The organism is Rhodanobacter hydrolyticus (genome assembly GCF_044904645.1).
Map to the genome: position 1 here is coordinate 1,313,674 of NZ_JADIKK010000008.1, position 17,754 is coordinate 1,331,427.

At 65.4% G+C, this 17,754-nt stretch carries 14 protein-coding genes; 13 read left to right on the top strand and 1 reads right to left on the bottom strand.

Annotated elements, in window-relative coordinates; translation table 11 throughout:
- The first annotated feature begins 44 nt into the window (after window positions 1-44).
- The 13 genes from bamA to tilS all read left to right on the top strand — a co-directional run bounded on the left by bamA (window position 45) and on the right by tilS (window position 16,235).
- On the top strand, window positions 45-2,483 hold the full coding sequence (bamA, locus tag ISP25_RS08620; protein WP_404613209.1) for an outer membrane protein assembly factor BamA: 2,439 nt from the start codon (window positions 45-47) through the stop codon (window positions 2,481-2,483).
- Between the two features lie 100 nt (window positions 2,484-2,583).
- A complete protein-coding gene (gene lpxD, locus ISP25_RS08625) occupies window positions 2,584-3,615 on the top strand; it encodes a UDP-3-O-(3-hydroxymyristoyl)glucosamine N-acyltransferase (RefSeq protein WP_404613211.1) in 1,032 nt (343 codons plus the stop codon).
- Complete coding sequence (gene fabZ / locus ISP25_RS08630) at window positions 3,608-4,081, top strand: 3-hydroxyacyl-ACP dehydratase FabZ (protein ID WP_192154312.1); 474 nt, start codon at window positions 3,608-3,610, stop codon at window positions 4,079-4,081. Before lpxD ends, fabZ begins: the two co-directional genes overlap by 8 nt.
- A complete protein-coding gene (gene lpxA / locus ISP25_RS08635) occupies window positions 4,078-4,851 on the top strand; it encodes an acyl-ACP--UDP-N-acetylglucosamine O-acyltransferase (protein ID WP_192154310.1) in 774 nt (257 codons plus the stop codon). Before fabZ ends, lpxA begins: the two co-directional genes overlap by 4 nt.
- 51 nt (window positions 4,852-4,902) lie before the next feature.
- The gene (gene lpxB / locus ISP25_RS08640) at window positions 4,903-6,132 is read left to right on the top strand and encodes a lipid-A-disaccharide synthase (RefSeq protein WP_404613213.1); all 1,230 of its coding nucleotides are present in this window, start codon (window positions 4,903-4,905) and stop codon (window positions 6,130-6,132) included.
- 147 nt (window positions 6,133-6,279) lie between these two features.
- On the top strand, window positions 6,280-6,906 hold the full coding sequence (gene rnhB, locus ISP25_RS08645; protein ID WP_404613215.1) for a ribonuclease HII: 627 nt from the start codon (window positions 6,280-6,282) through the stop codon (window positions 6,904-6,906).
- 193 nt (window positions 6,907-7,099) lie between these two features.
- On the top strand, window positions 7,100-7,306 hold the full coding sequence (locus tag ISP25_RS08650; RefSeq protein ID WP_404613217.1) for a hypothetical protein: 207 nt from the start codon (window positions 7,100-7,102) through the stop codon (window positions 7,304-7,306).
- A gap of 67 nt (window positions 7,307-7,373) precedes the next feature.
- Complete coding sequence (locus ISP25_RS08655; protein WP_404613219.1) at window positions 7,374-7,892, top strand: TlpA family protein disulfide reductase; 519 nt, start codon at window positions 7,374-7,376, stop codon at window positions 7,890-7,892.
- A gap of 145 nt (window positions 7,893-8,037) precedes the next feature.
- Window positions 8,038-11,586, top strand: coding sequence for a DNA polymerase III subunit alpha (gene dnaE, locus ISP25_RS08660; RefSeq protein ID WP_404616290.1), 3,549 nt, complete (start codon window positions 8,038-8,040; stop codon window positions 11,584-11,586).
- Window positions 11,587-11,887: 301 nt separating this feature from the next.
- The gene (locus tag ISP25_RS08665) at window positions 11,888-12,844 is read left to right on the top strand and encodes an acetyl-CoA carboxylase carboxyltransferase subunit alpha (RefSeq protein WP_404613220.1); all 957 of its coding nucleotides are present in this window, start codon (window positions 11,888-11,890) and stop codon (window positions 12,842-12,844) included.
- Window positions 12,845-12,876: 32 nt separating this feature from the next.
- Window positions 12,877-14,160: a hypothetical protein gene (locus ISP25_RS08670; protein ID WP_404613221.1), complete on the top strand. Its 1,284-nt coding sequence runs from the start codon at window positions 12,877-12,879 to the stop codon at window positions 14,158-14,160.
- A 42-nt stretch (window positions 14,161-14,202) separates the two neighbouring features.
- Window positions 14,203-14,937 (top strand): NYN domain-containing protein, encoded by a 735-nt coding sequence (locus ISP25_RS08675; RefSeq protein ID WP_192154297.1) that lies wholly within the window; start codon window positions 14,203-14,205, stop codon window positions 14,935-14,937.
- Between the two features lie 62 nt (window positions 14,938-14,999).
- A complete protein-coding gene (gene tilS / locus ISP25_RS08680) occupies window positions 15,000-16,235 on the top strand; it encodes a tRNA lysidine(34) synthetase TilS (protein ID WP_404613223.1) in 1,236 nt (411 codons plus the stop codon).
- 46 nt (window positions 16,236-16,281) lie between these two features.
- On the opposite strand, the gene ISP25_RS08685 is transcribed toward tilS, so the two are convergent.
- Complete coding sequence (locus ISP25_RS08685; protein WP_404613224.1) at window positions 16,282-17,574, bottom strand: MFS transporter; 1,293 nt, start codon at window positions 17,572-17,574, stop codon at window positions 16,282-16,284.
- Window positions 17,575-17,754 lie beyond the last annotated feature (180 nt).

The window sequence follows — 17,754 nt, forward strand, 5'->3', positions numbered from 1 at the left end:
GATCGGGCCGACGGCCTGATCGAAACCACCCACCGGAACCGACGATGAAGCGTATCGCCGCCCTGCTGCTGCTTGCCTCCCTCTCTGCCAAGGCGCTCGCCTTCGACCCGTTCGTCATCTCGGACATCCGCATCGACGGCCTCACCCGCATCTCCGCGGGCACCGTGTTCAACTACCTGCCGGTCAGCCGCGGCGACCAGATGACCGATGCTATGGCGCAGCGGGCGGTTCGCGCGCTGTACCAGACCAAGTTCTTCAGCGACGTGGAACTGGAGCGCGACGGCAACATCCTCGTCATCAAGGTGGTGGAGCGTCCCTCGATCGCCAAGCTCACCATCCGCGGCAACAAGGACATCAAGACCGAAGACCTGCAGAAGGGCCTGAAGTCCATCGGACTGGCGGAAGGCGAGACCTTCGACCGGCTGGCGCTGGACAACGTGCAGCAGGAGCTGATCCACCAGTACTACAACCGCGGCAAGTACAGCGTCACGGTGCTCCCGCACGTGGTGAAGCTGGACCGCAACCGCGTGGCCATCGACATCGAGATCCGCGAAGGCCAGGTGGCGAAGATCAAGGAGATCAACATCGTCGGCAACCACGCGTTCACCGACAAGGCGATCCGCGACGACTTCGAACTGGGCACGCCGAACTGGATGTCCTGGTACTCCAAGAACGACCAGTACTCGCAGGAAAAGCTCTCCGGCGACCTGGAGAAACTGCAGTCCTACTACATGAACCGCGGTTACGCCGACTTCGGCGTCGATTCCACCCAGGTGACGATCGCTCCCGACAAGCAGTCGATGTACATCGCCGCCGACGTGAAGGAAGGCGAGATCTACAAGATTTCCGACGTGAAGCTGCTCGGCACCCTGGTGCTGCCGGAAACCACGCTGCGCCAGCTGGTGTTCGTCAAGCCGGGCGACGTGTTCAACCGCGGCCTCATCGAAACCAGCACCAAGACGATCAAGGCGCTGCTGGCCAACATCGGCTATGCCTTCGCCAAGGTCACGCCGTACCCGAAGCTGGACAAGGAAAAGCGTACCGTCGATCTCACGCTCTACATCGAGCCGGGTCCGCGCGTGTACGTGCGCCGCGTGATCTTCGAGGGCAACACGCTCACCGAGGACAACGTGCTGCGCCGCGAGATGCGCCAGCTCGAAGGCGCCTGGTACTCGCAGGGCATCATCGACCGCTCCAAGAACCGCCTGCAGCAGCTGGGCTACTTCAAGAAGGTCGACATCGACAAGAAGAAGGTGCCGGGCTCCGACGATCAGGTGGACGTCACCGTCAAGGTCGAGGAGCAGTCCGCGGGCAGCCTGCAGTTCGGCATCGGCTACTCGCAGTATTCGGGCATCATCCTGTCCGCCTCGGTCTCGGAGCGCAACCTGTTCGGCAGCGGCGACACCGTGTCGGTGGGCGGCGAGCGCAGCGCCTACTACACGCGCTACAACGCCAACTACTACAACCCCTACCTCACCGACAACGGCGTGGGCATCGGCTACAACCTGACCTACTCCAAGACCGACTACAACAACGTCGACAACGGCGAGTTCGCCGACTACTCCACCAGTCAGCGTGCGTTCTCCACCTACCTCGGCTTCCCGATCACCGACTTCCAGAGCCTGCGCGCCGGCATCGGCCTCAGCAGCAACAAGGTCAACTCCATCCCCGGCTATACGCCGCAGCAGCTGATCGACTACCAGGACGAGATCGGCCACTACACGATCCATTCGACGATCGGCACCTTCGGCTGGAACATGAACACCCAGAACGGCTACTGGGCCCCCACCCGCGGCGGCCAGCTGTCGTTGAACACCGAAGTGGGCCTGCCCGGCTCCACCGTGAAATACTGGAAGGCGACCGGTCAGGCCGACCATTACTGGCCGGTCGGCGGCGGCTTCGTGCTCTACCTCAAGGGCGTCCTCGGCTATGGCAAGACCTACGGCCAGAACGGCATCAGCGACACCGCTCTCGACGCGCTGCAGAAGGCCAGCCTCGCGGCCGACCCCACCCATGTCGTCACCGACATGCGCAACGACTTTCCGTTCTGGGACAACTTCTACTCCGGCGGCGTGAGCGACGTGCGCGGCTTCCAGGACAACACCCTGGGTCCGCGCCTCTGCGGCGGCACCGGCACAGTCGCTGCGAACACCGGCAGCTACTGCAACAACAGCTACTACAACTATGCGCAGCCCGTCGGCGGCGCGATGAAGGTGCTGGGCACGGCCGAGCTGTACCTGCCGCTGCCTTTCCTCAAGGACATCAACACCGCGCGCGTCTCCTGGTTCGTGGACACCGGCAACGCCTACGCGAACTGGAACAGCTTCTCCGCCAGCACGCTGCGTGCCTCCACCGGCCTGTCGCTGCACTGGCAGTCGCCGATGGGGCCGATGATCATCAACTTCGCGCTGCCCTTCCGCACCCAGCCGGGCGACGGCTATTACGAGGAGCGCATCCAGTTCACCTTCGGCTCTACCTTCTGACCGGAAGCGAATCTGCGGCATGACGAAAAGCGCGGCTTGCCGCGCTTTTCGCGTTTTGGCGCCTGGCCGATACAATGGCCGACCCGCCGAGGAGCACCGCTTGAGCCAGCCACCCAGCCATACGCTTGCCGAACTGGCCGAAAGCTTCGGCCTGCGCCTGCGCGGCGACGGCAATCGCCGCATCGAAGGCATCGCCACGCTGGCGAACGCCGGCAACAGCCAGCTGGCCTTCCTTTCCAACAGCAAGTACGGCGCGCAACTGGCCGCAACCGCCGCCGGCGCGGTGATCCTGCGCGAAGAAAACCTCGCCGATTGCAAGGTCGATGCCCTCGTCGCCGCCGATCCCTACGTGGCTTACGCGAAGGTCGCCGCCCTGTTCGAACGCCTGCCGGCCGCCGCACCCGGCATCCATCCCACCGCCGTGGTGGACAGCGGTGCGAAGGTCAGCGCAAGCGCAAGCATCGGGCCGTGCTGCGTGATCGGCAACGATGCTGTGGTCGAGGATGGCGTCGTGCTCGGTCCGCACTGCATCGTGGGCGAAGGCTGCTCGGTTGGCGCGCAATCGCGTCTGGTGGCACGGGTGACGCTGGTCACGCGCGTGATGCTGGGCAAGCGCGTGCTGGTGCATCCCGGCGCGGTGATCGGCTCGGACGGCTTCGGCCTCGCCTTCGAGCGCGATCACTGGGTGAAGATCCCCCAGCTCGGCGGCGTACGCATCGGCGACGACTGCGAGATCGGCGCCAACACCACCATCGACCGCGGCGCGCTGGACGACACCGTGCTGGAAGAAGACGTGCGGCTGGACAACCAGATCCAGATCGCCCACAACGTACGCATCGGCGCGCACTCTGCGCTTGCCGGCTGCTCCGCCGTGGCAGGCAGCGCCAGGATCGGCCGTTACTGCATGATCGGCGGCAACGCCGGCGTGCTGGGCCATCTGGAACTGGCGGACCGGGTTACCATTACCGCCAAGAGCCTGGTAACGCATTCGATACGCGAGCCGGGCGAGTATTCCTCCGGCACGCCGCTGCAGGAGAACCGCAGCTGGCGCAAGAGCGCCGCCCGCTTCAAGCACCTGGATGATTTCGTGCGCCGCCTCGCGGCGCTGGAGAAGGACAAGAACGATGAGTGACGCCCCCGCCCCTGTGACCTTCCCGGTGACCGTGGAGCAGATCCAGCAGCTGCTGCCGCACCGCTATCCGTTCCTGCTGGTCGACCGCGTGATCGAACTGGTGCCCGACCAGAGTGCCGTGGCGATCAAGAACGTCACCATCAATGAGCCGTTCTTCAACGGCCACTTCCCCGGCCATCCGGTGATGCCGGGCGTGCTGATCGTGGAAGCCATGGCGCAGGCCGCCGGCTTGCTTACCCAGCTCAGCAATCGCATCAAGGGCAACACCGGCAGTCCGCTGTTCTATCTGGTCAAAGTGGACAATGCGCGCTTCAGCGCACCGGTGGTGCCGGGCGACCAGTTGCGACTGGAAGTTTCGGTGAAGCGCGTGATGCGCGGCATGGGCCTGTTCGCCGCGCGCACCCTGGTGGACGGCAAGGAAGTGGCCAGTTGCGAGTTGATGTGCGCGGCGAGGTCGGAGAAATGATCCACGCCACCGCGCAGATCGACCCGTCGGCAAGGATCGGCGCCAATGTCAGCATCGGCGCCTACAGCGTGGTCGGTGCCGACGTGGAAATCGGCGACGGCACCGTGATCGGTCCCCATGTAGTGATCGAGGGACCCACCAGGATCGGCCGCGACAACCGCATCTCCCAGTTCGCCTCGATCGGCGGCGATCCGCAGGACAAGAAGTGGCAAGGCGAGCGCACCGAACTGGTGATCGGCGACCGCAACCTGATCCGCGAATTCGTCACCATCAACCGCGGCACCGGCGACGGCGGCGGCATCACTCGCATCGGCGATGACAACTGGTTGCTCGCCTACGTGCACATCGCGCACGACTGTCAGGTCGGCAACCACGTGGTGTTCTCCAACTATTCGGCGCTGGCCGGGCATGTGGAAATCGGCGACTGGGTGATCATCTCCGGCTACGCCGGCGTGCACCAGTTCGGCAAGGTGGGAGCGCACGCCTTCATCGCGATGGGCTGCCTGGTAGGTGCCGACGTACCCCCGTTCCTGATGATGGCGAACGAGCAGACCGGCCGGCCGCGCGGCATCAACAGCGAAGGCCTGAAACGCCGCGGCTTCGACGGCGCGCGGGTCGCCGCGATCAAGCGCGCTTACCGCACGCTGTACATGGCAGGCCTGTCGCAGGCCGAGGCGCGCGAGCAACTCGCCACGCAGGCACAGGACAGCGCCGACGTACGCGCGATGCTGGAGTTCATCGAACGCAGCGAGAGGTCGCTCGCCAGATAAGCGCCCCGCTTGTCTGGCAATCAGGCACGAGCTCTTGCTCCCGCTCTCCACATGAACGAAGCACAGTACCCAACCATTGCCCTCCTTGCCGGCGAGGACTCCGGCGACCAGCTCGGCGCCGACCTGATCGACGCGTTGCGCGCCCGCTACCCGCAGGCACGCTTCGTCGGCATCGGCGGCAAGCGCATGCAGACACAGGGCTTCGAGTCCTGGTACGACATCCACGAACTGTCGCTGTTCGGCTTCGCCGAAGTGGTGACGCATCTGCCTCGCCTGCTCAGACTGCGCAAGGAACTGGTCGCGCGCCTGGTCGCCGCACAGCCGGCGCTGGTAGTCGGCATCGACGCACCGGATTTCAACCTCGGCGTGGAGGAGCGACTGCGACAGGCCGGCTTGCGCACCGTCCACTACGTCAGTCCTTCGGTGTGGGCGTGGCGCGAAAAGCGCGCTGAAAAAATCGGCCGCTCGGCCGACCGGGTGCTGTGCCTGTTCCCGATGGAACCGGCGATCTACTCGAAGCACGGTGTCGACGCGCGTTTCACCGGCCACCCGCTGGCCGACCGCTTCCCGCTGGTGTCCGACCGCGCCGCGGCGCGCGAGGCCCTGCAACTGCCGCAGGACGCACCGGTGCTGGCCGTGCTGCCCGGCAGCCGCGGCAGCGAACTGGCGCGCCTGGGCGAACCTTTCCTCGATGCCGCGCGGCGTGTCGCCGCTGCCTTGCCCGGCCTGCGCGTGGTGATACCGGCTGCCAATCCGCGCATGCTGGAACAGTTGCGCAGCTTGCTCGCCAAGGCGCCGCAAGGCGTCGCCACGCTGCAGTTGCTGGATGGTCACGCGCATGAAGCCATGCAGGCCGCCGACGTGGTGCTGCTTGCTTCCGGCACCGCCACGCTGGAAGCGATGCTGGCCAAGCGCCCGATGGTGGTGGGCTACCGCGTTTCGCCCGTGAGCTACCGTATCGCGAAGCTGCTGCGCATGCTCAAGACCGACGTCTATGCCCTGCCCAACATCCTCGCCCGTGCCTGCGGCTTGGGCGAGCACGTCGTGCTGGCACCCGAGCTGATGCAGGATGACTGTACCGCCGCGAAGCTCGCCGACGCCGTACTCGCCCTGTTCAACGACAGCGAACGCCGCGGCGCCATCGTGGCGGCGTTCGAGCAATTGCACCGGGCCTTGCGCGCCGACCTGGATGGCAGCGCGGCGGATGCGGCGGCAGGAGCGATCGCGGAGTTGCTGGAGCCGCCTTTCTCCCTCCCCGTCCGCGGAGAGGGCCGCGGGTGAGGGACAAATGCTCGCGCTGAGGCTGAATCGAAGCACCCTCTGAACAACGTGACCGCAAGTCTTGGCCCTCACCTCAATCCTCTCCTCGGAGGGAGAGGAGGCGAACGTGCCGTGCGGATCAGTACTCATCGAGATTTTCTGGCGCACATGAATAATTCGACTTCGGCCAGCGCAGTTTATTTAAAAGCGGGCGTTGACGAAGCCGGTCGCGGCCCGCTCGCCGGCCCGGTGGTGGTGGCCGCCGTGATCCTCGACCCGGCACGCCCCATCCCCGGCCTCGACGACTCCAAGAAACTCAGCGAGAAGAAGCGCGAAGCGCTGTACCCGCAGATCGTCGAGCGCGCGCTGGCGCATTGCATCGTGGTGGTGGAAGCGGAAGAAATCGACCGCCTCAACATTTTCCAGGCCACCATGGCCGGCATGAGCCGCGCAGTGGCCGGCCTCGCACCTGCCGCGCACGAGGCCCTGGTGGACGGCAACAAGCTGCCGAAGGACTTGCCCTGTCCCGGACGCGCCATCGTGGGCGGCGACGCGCTGGAACCGGCGATCAGCGCCGCCTCTATCCTCGCCAAGGTGACCCGCGACCGCCTGATGGTGGCGCTGGATGCCAGCCATCCCGGCTACGGCTTCGCCGTGCACAAGGGTTACCCCACGCCCGCTCACCTGGCCGCGCTGCAGCAGCTGGGACCTTGTGCGCAGCATCGGCGCAGCTTCGCCCCAGTGCGCCTTGCGCTGGATCAGGTGGCGCCGCTCCGGGAAGGTCACGATTGCTGATTGCCCCCCGGCAAGGCTGCCGGCATGGGCCATCGGTCTATGCAACTTTTTCCCGCGCGGGAGCATCATTCACTACAGGAAACCATGTCCGCATGGACGCGTCCGCAGCAGCGGCGACGTCCCGCCAGACCGGCCCAGCCGGCCGCTGCCACCGTTGCGCATAGCGCGCATCGCCGATCGCAGGAGCCGTGCCATGATGCCCACGTCCAACCCTCCAAGCATTCCCCCCGTACCGGCCGACATGTCTCCGCCGATGCGAACCGAACCTGCCGCCGGCAGCGTCGAAAAAAGCGCCCTGCCGCATGCCGACTACAACCTCCTCCCGCTGAAAGTGGACAGCCTCGGCCATTACCTGTCGCCCAGCGAGGAACAGGAGGAAGGACGCTTCCACGTGCGTTGAATGACGATGCTTCCCTCGCCCTGCTCCGCTCGATACGCTGGCGGCACTTCATGGGGGGAGGGACAGCATGCGCCGCATCGCCGCCGTATTGCCCGGGCTGCTGTTCTGCCTGGTGGTCCACGCTCACGTGCAACCGGGCGACACGCCGCCGGATGCGCTGGGCACGACCCAGGAAGGCAAGGAGGTCACGGTTTCGTCGTTGCGCGGCAAGGTCGTGGTGGTCAGTTTATGGGCCACCTGGTGCGGCTACTGCATGAAGGAGATGCCGGTGCTGGCAAAGTTCCAGTCATTGGCCACGCAGCGCGGCCTGCCATTGCAGGTAGTCTCCATCAACTATCGCGAAGATCGGCACGTCTTCGTGAACACCGTGCGCGTCTTACGCCCGCTGCTGCCCGGCTTGCTGATGACCTGGGACCGCGACGGCACACTCGGCAAGCCCTATGGCACCGCCCGAGGCATCCCGGTGATGGTGATGCTGCATCGCGACGGCACGATAGCGCACGTCCACGTCGGCTACGGCGAAGACATGCTCGACAGAGATCAACGAGCTGCTGGCCTAGAAGCAGTCCCCTTCCGTCACCGATAACGCAAGCGGCCTGTAAGAACTCCTCCGACGGCGTTCGACGACCAGAATCCAGCTGCGCGCCCGTTCCGGGCGGAGCACGCGGAAGTCAATCTTGCCGCTGAATCGGGTGCCGGTTAGCCTGCATGGATTCACCGCATCCATCCGCATGCCCGCACGCTTCGTCCACACCCACCTGCACAGCGAGTATTCGCTGGTCGATTCGACCATCCGCATCAAGGCGATGGTCGCCGCGTGCGCGCAAGCCGGCATGCCTGCCGTGGCGCTCACCGATGAAAGCAACATGTTCGCGCTGGTGAAGTTCTACAAGGCGTGCAGCGCAGCAGGCATCAAGCCGATCTGCGGCGGCGACGTATGGATCGGCGCACCTGACGACCCGCGCCCATGGCGGCTCACCTTGCTATGCCAGCACCGAGAGGGTTACCTCAACCTGTCGCGTCTCGTCTCGCGCGCATGGCAGGAAGGCCAGCACGGCGGTCGCGCCCTGGTCGAGACGGCCTGGCTCACCGCCGTCGCGACGGATGGCCTGATCGCCCTGCTCGGCCGCGAGAGCGAAACGGCGCGCACCGCATTGACGCAGGGCCACGACGCCGCACTGGCGAAGCTGCGCCCGCTGATGCGACTGTTCCCGGATCAGCTGTATCTCGAACTCACCCGCTGCGGCCGCGAAGGCGAGGAAACCTGGAACTCGGCCGCACTGGCACTGGCCGCCGAACTCGAACTGCCGGTGGTCGCCAGCAACGACGTGCGCTTTCTCAAGCGCGACGACTTCGAGGCGCACGAGGCGCGCGTGTGCATCCACCAGGGCCGCGTACTGGCCGACCCCAAGCGCCCGCGCGACTACAGCGACCAGCAGTACCTGAAATCCCCCGAGGAAATGCTCGAGCTTTTTGCGGATATTCCAGAAGCGCTGGAAAACACCGTCGAGCTGGCGAAGCGCTGCAACCTCGAACTGAAGTTCGGTGAGTATTTCCTGCCCGACTTCCCGGTGCCGGACGGCTACGACCTCAACAGCCACATCCGCGAACTGTCGCGGCACGGCCTGGAAGAGCGCCTCGCCGCCGCGCCGCTGGCCGAGGGCTACAGCCGCGCCGACTACGAGACACGGCTGGAACGCGAGCTGGACGTCATCATCAAGATGGGTTTCCCCGGCTACTTCCTGATCGTGGCGGACTTCATCAACTGGGGCAAACAGAACGGCATCCCGGTGGGCCCGGGCCGCGGCTCGGGCGCGGGCTCGCTGGTGGCGTGGGTGCTGAAGATCACCGATCTCGATCCGCTGCAGTTCAACCTGCTGTTCGAGCGCTTCCTCAACCCCGAACGCGTGTCGATGCCCGACTTCGACATCGACTTCTGCATGGATCGCCGCGACGAGGTGATCGACTACGTGGCGCGCAAGTACGGCCGCGACCACGTCAGCCAGATCATCACCTACGGCTCGATGGCGGCGAAGGCGGTGCTGCGCGATTCCGGCCGCGTACTGGGCATGGGCTACGGCGCGGTCGACAAGATCGCCAAGCTGATCCCGCCGCGCCCACTCGACCTCACGCTGTCCGATGCACTGGGCCGCACGGAGAAGTCGAAGAAGGAGCCCGAGCGCGTCGTCAAGGAATTCTGCGAGCTGTACGAGCAGGACGAGGACGAGGCGCGTCCGCTGATCGACCTCGCGCTGAAACTGGAAAGCCTCACCCGCAACGTCGGCAAGCACGCGGGCGGCGTGGTGATCGGCCAGAAGACGCTCACCGAATACGCGCCGCTGTACTGCGAAGCGGGCGGCGGGGGCGTGGTCACCCAGTACGACAAGGACGACGTGGAAGCCGTCGGCCTGGTGAAATTCGACTTCCTCGGCCTGCGCACGCTCACCATCATCGACTGGGCGGTGAAGGCGATCAACGTGCGCCGCGCGCAGAGCGGCGAGGAGCCGCTGGACATCGCCAAGCTGCCGCTGGACGACGCCGCCACCTACGCCGAGGTCTTCGCCAAGGCGAAGACGGTCGCCATCTTCCAGTTCGAATCGTCAGGCATGCAGCGCATGCTCAAGGACGCGAAGCCCGACCGCTTCGACGACCTCATCGCGCTGGGCGCGCTGTACCGACCCGGCCCGATGGACCTGATCCCCAACTTCGTGGCGCGCAAGCACGGCCGCGAGGAAGTGATCTACCCCGACCCGCGCGTCGAGCCTGTCCTGAAAGAGACCTACGGCATCATGGTCTATCAGGAGCAGGTGATGCAGATGGCGCAGATCGTGGGCGGCTACACGCTCGGCGGCGCCGACCTGCTGCGCCGCGCGATGGGCAAGAAGAAAGTGGAGGAGATGGCGAAGGAGCGCGCCAAGTTCCGCGAGGGCGCGGCCAAGGACGGCGTGGGCGGCGACAAGGCCGACGAAATCTTCGACGTGATGGAGAAGTTCGCCGGCTACGGCTTCAACAAGTCGCACGCCGCCGCCTACGCGCTGGTCTCCTATCAGACCGCGTGGCTGAAGGCGCACTACCCTGCCGAGTTCATGGCTGCGACGATCTCGTCGGACATGGACAACACCGACAAGGCGGTGACCTTCATCGACGAGTCCAAGGCGATCGGCCTCGACGTGCTGGCGCCGGACGTGAACGCCTCGGACTTCATGTTCGTCGCCGTCGAACCCAAGGTGATCCGCTACGGTCTCGGCGCGATCAAGGGCGTAGGCCAGGGCGCCTGCGAGTCCATCGTCGCGGAACGCCAGCGCAGCGGCGTTTACAAGGATCTCGCCGACTTCTGCCGCCGCGTCGACCCTACCAAGCTCAACCGGCGCGTGCTCGAGGCACTGATCCTCTCCGGATCGCTCGACGCGCTGGCGCCGAACCGCGCCAGCCTGATGCTGCAGCTTCCCGACGCGATCAAGGCCGCTGAACAGCACCTGCGCGATCGCCAGTCCGGCCAGAACGACATGTTCGGCGCCGCCATGGGCACGGCCGCGACGGTGGTGCAGATCGACCTGCCCACTGCGCCCGACTGGCCGCTGGAGCAGACGCTGCAGGGCGAGCGCGACACGCTGGGCCACTACCTCTCCGGCCACCCCGTCGACCCCTGGCGCGAGGAACTGGCCCAGCTCGCCACCTGCCCCCTGGGCGAGATCGTCGACCGCTACCAGCCGCCCAAGCCGCGCAAGAGCGACGGCGACGACGGCAACCGCTTCCGTCGCGGCCCCGACACGCCGTGGACGGCCGCGGGCATGGTGGTGGCCGTGCGCAAGCGCGGCGACAGCGATGCCTTCGTACGGCTGGATGACGGCACCGGCGCGATCGAGGTGAGCTTCTTCGGCGAGCTGTACCAGCAGGTCGCGCCGCTGCTGGTACGCGATGAAATGCTCATCGTCGAGGGCGGTCTGCGCATCGACGAATTCTCCGGCGGCGGTTTCCAGATCCGTGCCCGTAGCGCCATGACCCTGGCCGATGCCTGCCGTCGCCACGCGCGGCTGCTGCAGTTGAAATTGAACGGCATCGACGCCGGTTTCGCCGCGCAACTGCGCCAGACGCTGGCCGGCTTCCGTGGCGGCAGGGCCAGCGTCACCTTGCACGGCTACCACAATGCCAATGCCCAGGCCGACCTGGAACTGGGCGAGGAATGGCGTGTGGAGGCCATTCCCGACCTGCTGCGCGCAGTGCGCGCGTTGCCGGGGGTGCAGGCCGCCAGAGTACGGCTGGTGCGCAGCGAGGGCTGAAGATGCTCAGCCCGTGGTTCCTGCGCAGGCAGGAGCCCACCGACTTCGCTGAGGCACGCCAGAATCGAAGCCTTTACTGATCTCCAAAACCGCCTTCCTGGCGGTCCTGGAGTCGGCTTGACCGGTCACAGACCGGCCAACCCTCCGCTGCGCAGGCGCAAAGCGCCTGCACACGGGCGGCGCATCCCTGCGCCGCGTATGGCCGCCGCACCACACATGGTGCGCCCGCCATACGCCCCCGTTCTCCCGTTTTCCCCGCGCCAGCTATACTTCCGCGCTTCCATGCCATGAACCTCGGCGAATGAATCCCAACTTCCTCGAATTCGAACAACCCATCGCCGAACTCGAAGCGAAGATCGAAGAGTTGCGCCATACCAGCCACGGTCAGGCGCTCAACATCGACGAGGAAGTCGGTCGGCTGCGCGAAAAGCTCAAGCTCAAGACCAACGACATCTTCAAGAACCTCAGCCCGTGGCAGATCGCGCAGATGTCGCGCCATCCCGCGCGGCCTTACACGCTCGATTACATCGGCGTGATGTGCGAGGAGTTCCACGAGCTGGCCGGCGACCGCATGTACGCCGACGACGGCGCCATCGTGGGCGGCCTCGGCCGCATCAACGGCCGCCCGGTGATGATCGTCGGCCACCAGAAGGCGCGCGATACCAAGGGCAAGCTCAGGCGCAACTTCGGCATGCCGCGCCCCGAGGGTTACCGCAAGGCGCTGCGCCTGATGAAGATGGCCGAGCGCTTCGGCCTGCCCGTGCTCACCCTGATCGACACCATGGGCGCCTACCCCGGCATCGGCGCCGAGGAGCGCGGCCAGAGCGAGGCCATCGCCCGCAACCTGCTGGAAATGGCCGATCTCAAGACGCCTATCATCTGCACCGTGATCGGCGAAGGCGGCTCCGGCGGCGCGCTGGCGATCGGCGTGGGCGACCGCGTCAACATGCTGCAGTACTCCACCTACTCCGTGATCACCCCGGAAGGTTGCGCCACCATCCTCTGGCGCAGCGCCGAGCGCGCCAAGGACGCCGCCGAGGCGCTGGGCCTCACCGCGCCGCGCCTGCTTGAGCTGGGCCTGATCGACAAGATGATCCGCGAACCGCTGGGCGGCGCCCATCGCAATCCGCGCTCGATGGCGATCCGCCTGAAGGCCGTGCTGATGAACCAGCTCGACGAGCTCGCGCCATTGCCGGTCGATGCCCTGCTTGAGCAGCGCTACCGGCGCCTGCGCAGCTACGGGGCATATCAGGAATAATTTCGCGCCCGGCCAGCGCGTGGGAGGTTTGAATGAAAGCCCTCTTGTTCCATGCGTTGTTGATGTTGCCTGTCGCTGCGGGAGCGGCCGTCATGGCTGCGCCAACGGGTACCCATCCGGGCCAGACGACCGCTAACTCGTTGCTCCCGATAAAGTCCAAGGCGGAGCTGACGCATTACCTGCGTGACACACCAGCCGGGACCTCGCCGCTGGACAAACTGTCACCGTGGGCGCGCAGGCGATTTCTTGCCCAGTTGGAATTTGGCCAGCGGGGAGTAACGACCATCAATTTCGGCGAACCCATGGCCGAATTGACCCACCCGCAAATCGTCCAGCTCTTCGCACTGTTTGGTGCCGAACAGGAAAAACTGGCTCAAGGCCTAGATATCGGACTGACGCCAACCGAACAATCCCGTATCGAGCGGGAGCATATCGAAGATGCCAAAGCGCGCGGCTGCGCCCCGGAAGATTGTCCTGAGAGTGAGATCGAGCGACGTTATGACGAGCTGATCCTGCAGGAGCCCCCTCTTTCCATACCGGCTGCAAAACGGCTCGCTCTTGATCGCCAGCGCTATGGTCGTCTGTTCGCCGATTACCAAGTGCCGGGACGGTTGAGCACTACCAGCAAGCCGGATCTGAGATTACTTGTGCGCGCGGTCAACGAAGTATTGCGATCGCCTTCCGCTATGAGCGGAACGTACATTGCCCAGTTGCGAATGGATCTAACCGAAATGCAACGGCGCGGCATGACCGAAGACAAGGATTACGCGCAACTGTACGAATTGTTGCTCTCAGCCCGTCAATTCGCGGAGGCAACGGCCCTGTTGCATCAGCACCCAGGCCTGGGTGAAAGCGCAATGCCGACTGTGCGTGACAGCACTGCCAACTCTTCACATGGAACACCCAGCGCGCTTGTTGTCGACACGCAGGGCAGTCTGATCCGCGAATCAGTCGACCTTTCGCGCGAGGTTCAAATCGTGGCACTTAGCGGCGATGGGTGTCATTTCTGCGACGAAGCCGCGCAGGCCATCGAAACGGATGCACAGCTGCGACCGCTGTTTACCCATCGCGCAATCTGGCTGGCCAGCCAGGGAGACGATTTCGCATATGCCAAGACGTGGAATCGCCTGTTCCCCGATCAGCCCATGCATATCGCCTGGCAGAACTCGGAATGGTCGATGCTCGGCAATGACGCATGGGCGGCACTGCCAGCGTTTTATGTCTACCAGAACGGAAAGTTGACCAAGAAATTTCTTGGCTGGGACGGCATCAAGAAATTCAAGCAATCATTGCGCGAAGCTGGCGCGCTTCACTGACAGTCGCTGTTGACTCACGCAACATCGCAGACAGGAAAAGCCATGGCCCACGACAAGCTCGCCGTACTGATCGACGCCGACAACGCCCGTCCGGCCATCGTCGAGGGGCTGCTCGCCGAAATCGCCAAGTACGGCACCGCACACGTCAAGCGCATCTACGGCGACTGGACCAAGCCCGACCTCAACGGCTGGAAGGATGTGCTGCTGCGCCACTCGATCCAGCCCATCCAGCAGTTCCGCTACACGGTTGGCAAGAACGCCACCGACTCGGCGATGATCATCGACGCGATGGACCTGCTCTATGCCGGCCGTTTCGACGGCTTCTGCATCGTCTCCAGCGACAGCGACTTCACCCGGCTCGCTTCGCGCATCCGCGAGTCCGGGCTCACCGTGTACGGCTTCGGCGAGCGCAAGACGCCCGAGCCGTTCCGCACCGCCTGCGACAAGTTCATCTACACCGATGTGCTGGTTCGCGCCGACGAAGGTGAAGCGGAGGCAGCGCCCAAGCCTCGTTCGGCCAAGGAACTGCGTGGGGATACGCGCCTGATGAACCTGCTGCGCGGGGCCATCGAGGCGGCCTCCGACGAGTCCGGCTGGGCCGGCCTCGGTCCAGTCGGCAGCATCCTCAACAAGCAGTCGCCCGACTTCGACTCGCGCAACTACGGCTACGCCAAGCTCAGCGGGCTCATCAAGGGCATTGGCCTGTTCGAGACCGAAGAGCGGCACATCGGCAATGGCAAGCACATCTACGTGCGCCCCCAAAGCGGCAAGAAGTGAAGCCTTCGCTGTCCGGCCACCTCCGCACTGCACTGACGGACCTGCCCGGAGCTGCGCTCTGCGTGGCCTACAGCGGCGGCCCCGACTCCACCGCCCTGCTGCATGCGTTGGCACAGTTGCCGGCAGCACGCGCGCGCGGCTTGCGCGCGCTGCATGTCGACCACGGCCTGCACGCGGAGAGCGCAGCGTGGGCCGAACAGTGCCGGCGCTTCTGCAGTGACCTCGGCGTGGATTGCGACGTGGTGCGCGTGCAGGTTGAAACGCAGCGCGGCGAGGGCGTGGAAGCTGCCGCGCGCCATGCGCGTTACGCCGCCTTCGTGGCACAGGTCCGCGACGGCGAGCTCCTGTTGATGGCGCACCACCGCGACGACCAGGCCGAAACTGTTTTGCTGAAATTGCTGCGCGGTGCCGGCCCGGAGGGCATGGGAGGCATGCGCGAGCGGCGCACACTGGGTCGTGGCGAATTGTGGCGGCCGCTGCTGGGCACCGTCACGCGCGCGCAACTGCGCGACTACATTGCCTCGCATGGCCTCGCCTGCATCGATGACCCTACGAATTCCGACACCCGGCTTGCCCGCAACCACCTGCGCCACGACATCCTGCCGCGTCTCGCAGCGCACTGGCCCCAGGCGGTGGACTCCATCCTGCACAGCGCTGCGCTCAGCCGCGCCGCCGCGGACACGCTGCGCTCGGAATGGCTGACGGCCTACGCAACATTGCATGACGATGCGAATGGCTGCCTTGATGCGACTGGCTGGCTGACGCTCGCGCCCGCGTTGCGCGAGCCGCTGCTGGCCCACTGGCTGCACGGGCGCGGGCTGACCGCCCCCACCACCGCGCAGCGCGCGCAGATAGAGCGGCAGTGCGGTGCGCGCGCCGGCCAGTTGCCCTGCATCCGCTGGCCTGGCGTGGAACTGCATGTCTGGAAAGGACGACTGTGGGCACGCATTCCGCGCCCCGCCGTCGCTGCGGGCTGGCAGGCTACCTGGCAAGGCGAACTGCTCGTCTTGCCCGACGGCGGGAAGTTGAGCCTCGAACCGCCTTCCCGGCTTCCCTTCGCGCTGAGCGTGCGCATGCGCAGCGGCGGCGAACGCATCAAACCTGCCGGCGATCGCCATACCCGCGAACTGCGAGCACTTTTCCAGTCCGGCGCGGTCCCGCCATGGCAGCGCGACGCCTGTCCCCTGCTCTACGAAGGCGAGAAACTGATTGCCGTAGCCGATCGCTGGCTGGGCGAACGCGCGGAAACGCTCTTCGGCCAAGTGGGCGTGCGCCTGCGCTGGCAACCGGCTGGATAGGCCTGGCAATCCAGCGGACCCGGAGCCTGTTCACGATCTCAGGCCGTCACGACTCCTGGCCAGCTTTCTGCACTAGGCCCGGAGCGGGCGACATCGTGGCGCCGCTCACCCGACGGTTGACGAAATACATCAGCACGAGCGACAGCAGCGTGGTGCATACCAGCACGTCGCCGAGCACCTCGAAGCGCAGCAGGCGGCCGTCGCTGGCTTCCTTCACCACCATGCCGCCAAGCATGGCCGCAAAGCCGCCCGACATCTGCTGCAACGACGAGCTGATCGACATGTAGGCGCCACGGTCGGCCGGCTTGGGCAACGCGGACATCAGCGCGGAGGAGGAAATCATGCGCGAGAAGATGCCGATCTGCAGCAGCGCGCTCACCACGATCAGCATCCAGAGGCCAGCGTTGGAGAGGCGCGTGTAGATCAGCACCATCACGATGGTCATTGCGCAACCGAAGACGAATACGCGCAACTTGCCGAACGCATCGCTGGCCCGGCCGATCAGCGGCCCCATGACCGCCGACACCAGCCCCGTGATCAGGTACACCAGCGACAACTGTTCCACCGGAATGCCGATGTTGTGCACAATGAACAGCGTGGAATACGGCATCAGCAGGAAACCGCCGACTGTCAGCATGGCGGTGGTGACGAAGCCGATCAGATAGGAACGTTCCCGCAAGGTGTGCAGCAGGTGATGCAACGGATGGCGATCCGGCAGCAATGCCAGATGCGCGTTGACCGGACGCAAGCGCCCGAGGATCGCCACCCCGACCACCGAACACACCGCCACGACCATGAAGAAAGGCGCGTTCCAACCCCAGCGGCTGGAGAGCTCCAGCCCCATCGGCAAGCCGAGCACGGTGCTGGCTGCGAAGGCCGATTGTATGAAGCCCATCACGCGGCCACGCATCGACAGGGGGAACAGGTCGGTGACGATCGCCATCGACGCGGCACCGACGACGCCGGCGAACAAGCCGGTCACCATGCGTGCCAGCAGCAACGCGACATAGCTGTGCGCCAGCGCGCAGCACAACGTGCCGACCATGAATCCCGCATAGAAAACCAGCAGCAGCTTCTTCCGGTCGAAACGATCGGCGAACCCCGCGGCGGCGATGCCCGAGACGCCCGCGGCAAACGCATAGGCCGAGACGACGTCGCCGAATTGGCCCGGGGTGATCTTGAGCGCCGGAATGACGATGGCGCCCAGCGGCGCCAGCAGCATGAAGTCCAGCACGATGGTGAATTGCAGGAAAGCCAGCACGGCCACCACGAATTTCTGGTAGCCGGAAAAGCCCATGCCGGTCGTGTCGCCGGCATGCGATGTGGAGGGTTGGGGCACAGGAACTCCGTTGCCGGACCTTATCCGTGGTCCGAGCGGTTCGTGGGATGACCCATAAGATAGTATTTAGATATATCGAAATCAAGCCTACCCAAACGCGTGGCGCCATATCGAAGGCTCTTGCGGGCCGGAGGCAGCATCGCGAGGCATCGTGCCGGCGATTGATTCGAGACCTGCGCT

Bases quoted from the DNA above. Each gene is read 5' to 3' on its own strand.
- dnaE (WP_404616290.1), top strand. From the start codon at position 8,038: ATGCCCGCACGCTTCGTCCACACCCACCTGCACAGCGAGTATTCGCTG.
- ISP25_RS08655 (WP_404613219.1), top strand. From the start codon at position 7,374: ATGCGCCGCATCGCCGCCGTATTGCCCGGGCTGCTGTTCTGCCTGGTG.
- lpxB (WP_404613213.1), top strand. From the start codon at position 4,903: ATGAACGAAGCACAGTACCCAACCATTGCCCTCCTTGCCGGCGAGGAC.
- rnhB (WP_404613215.1), top strand. From the start codon at position 6,280: ATGAATAATTCGACTTCGGCCAGCGCAGTTTATTTAAAAGCGGGCGTT.
- ISP25_RS08650 (WP_404613217.1), top strand. From the start codon at position 7,100: ATGATGCCCACGTCCAACCCTCCAAGCATTCCCCCCGTACCGGCCGAC.
- fabZ (WP_192154312.1), top strand. From the start codon at position 3,608: ATGAGTGACGCCCCCGCCCCTGTGACCTTCCCGGTGACCGTGGAGCAG.
- lpxA (WP_192154310.1), top strand. From the start codon at position 4,078: ATGATCCACGCCACCGCGCAGATCGACCCGTCGGCAAGGATCGGCGCC.
- bamA (WP_404613209.1), top strand. From the start codon at position 45: ATGAAGCGTATCGCCGCCCTGCTGCTGCTTGCCTCCCTCTCTGCCAAG.
- ISP25_RS08670 (WP_404613221.1), top strand. From the start codon at position 12,877: ATGAAAGCCCTCTTGTTCCATGCGTTGTTGATGTTGCCTGTCGCTGCG.
- ISP25_RS08675 (WP_192154297.1), top strand. From the start codon at position 14,203: ATGGCCCACGACAAGCTCGCCGTACTGATCGACGCCGACAACGCCCGT.
- ISP25_RS08665 (WP_404613220.1), top strand. From the start codon at position 11,888: ATGAATCCCAACTTCCTCGAATTCGAACAACCCATCGCCGAACTCGAA.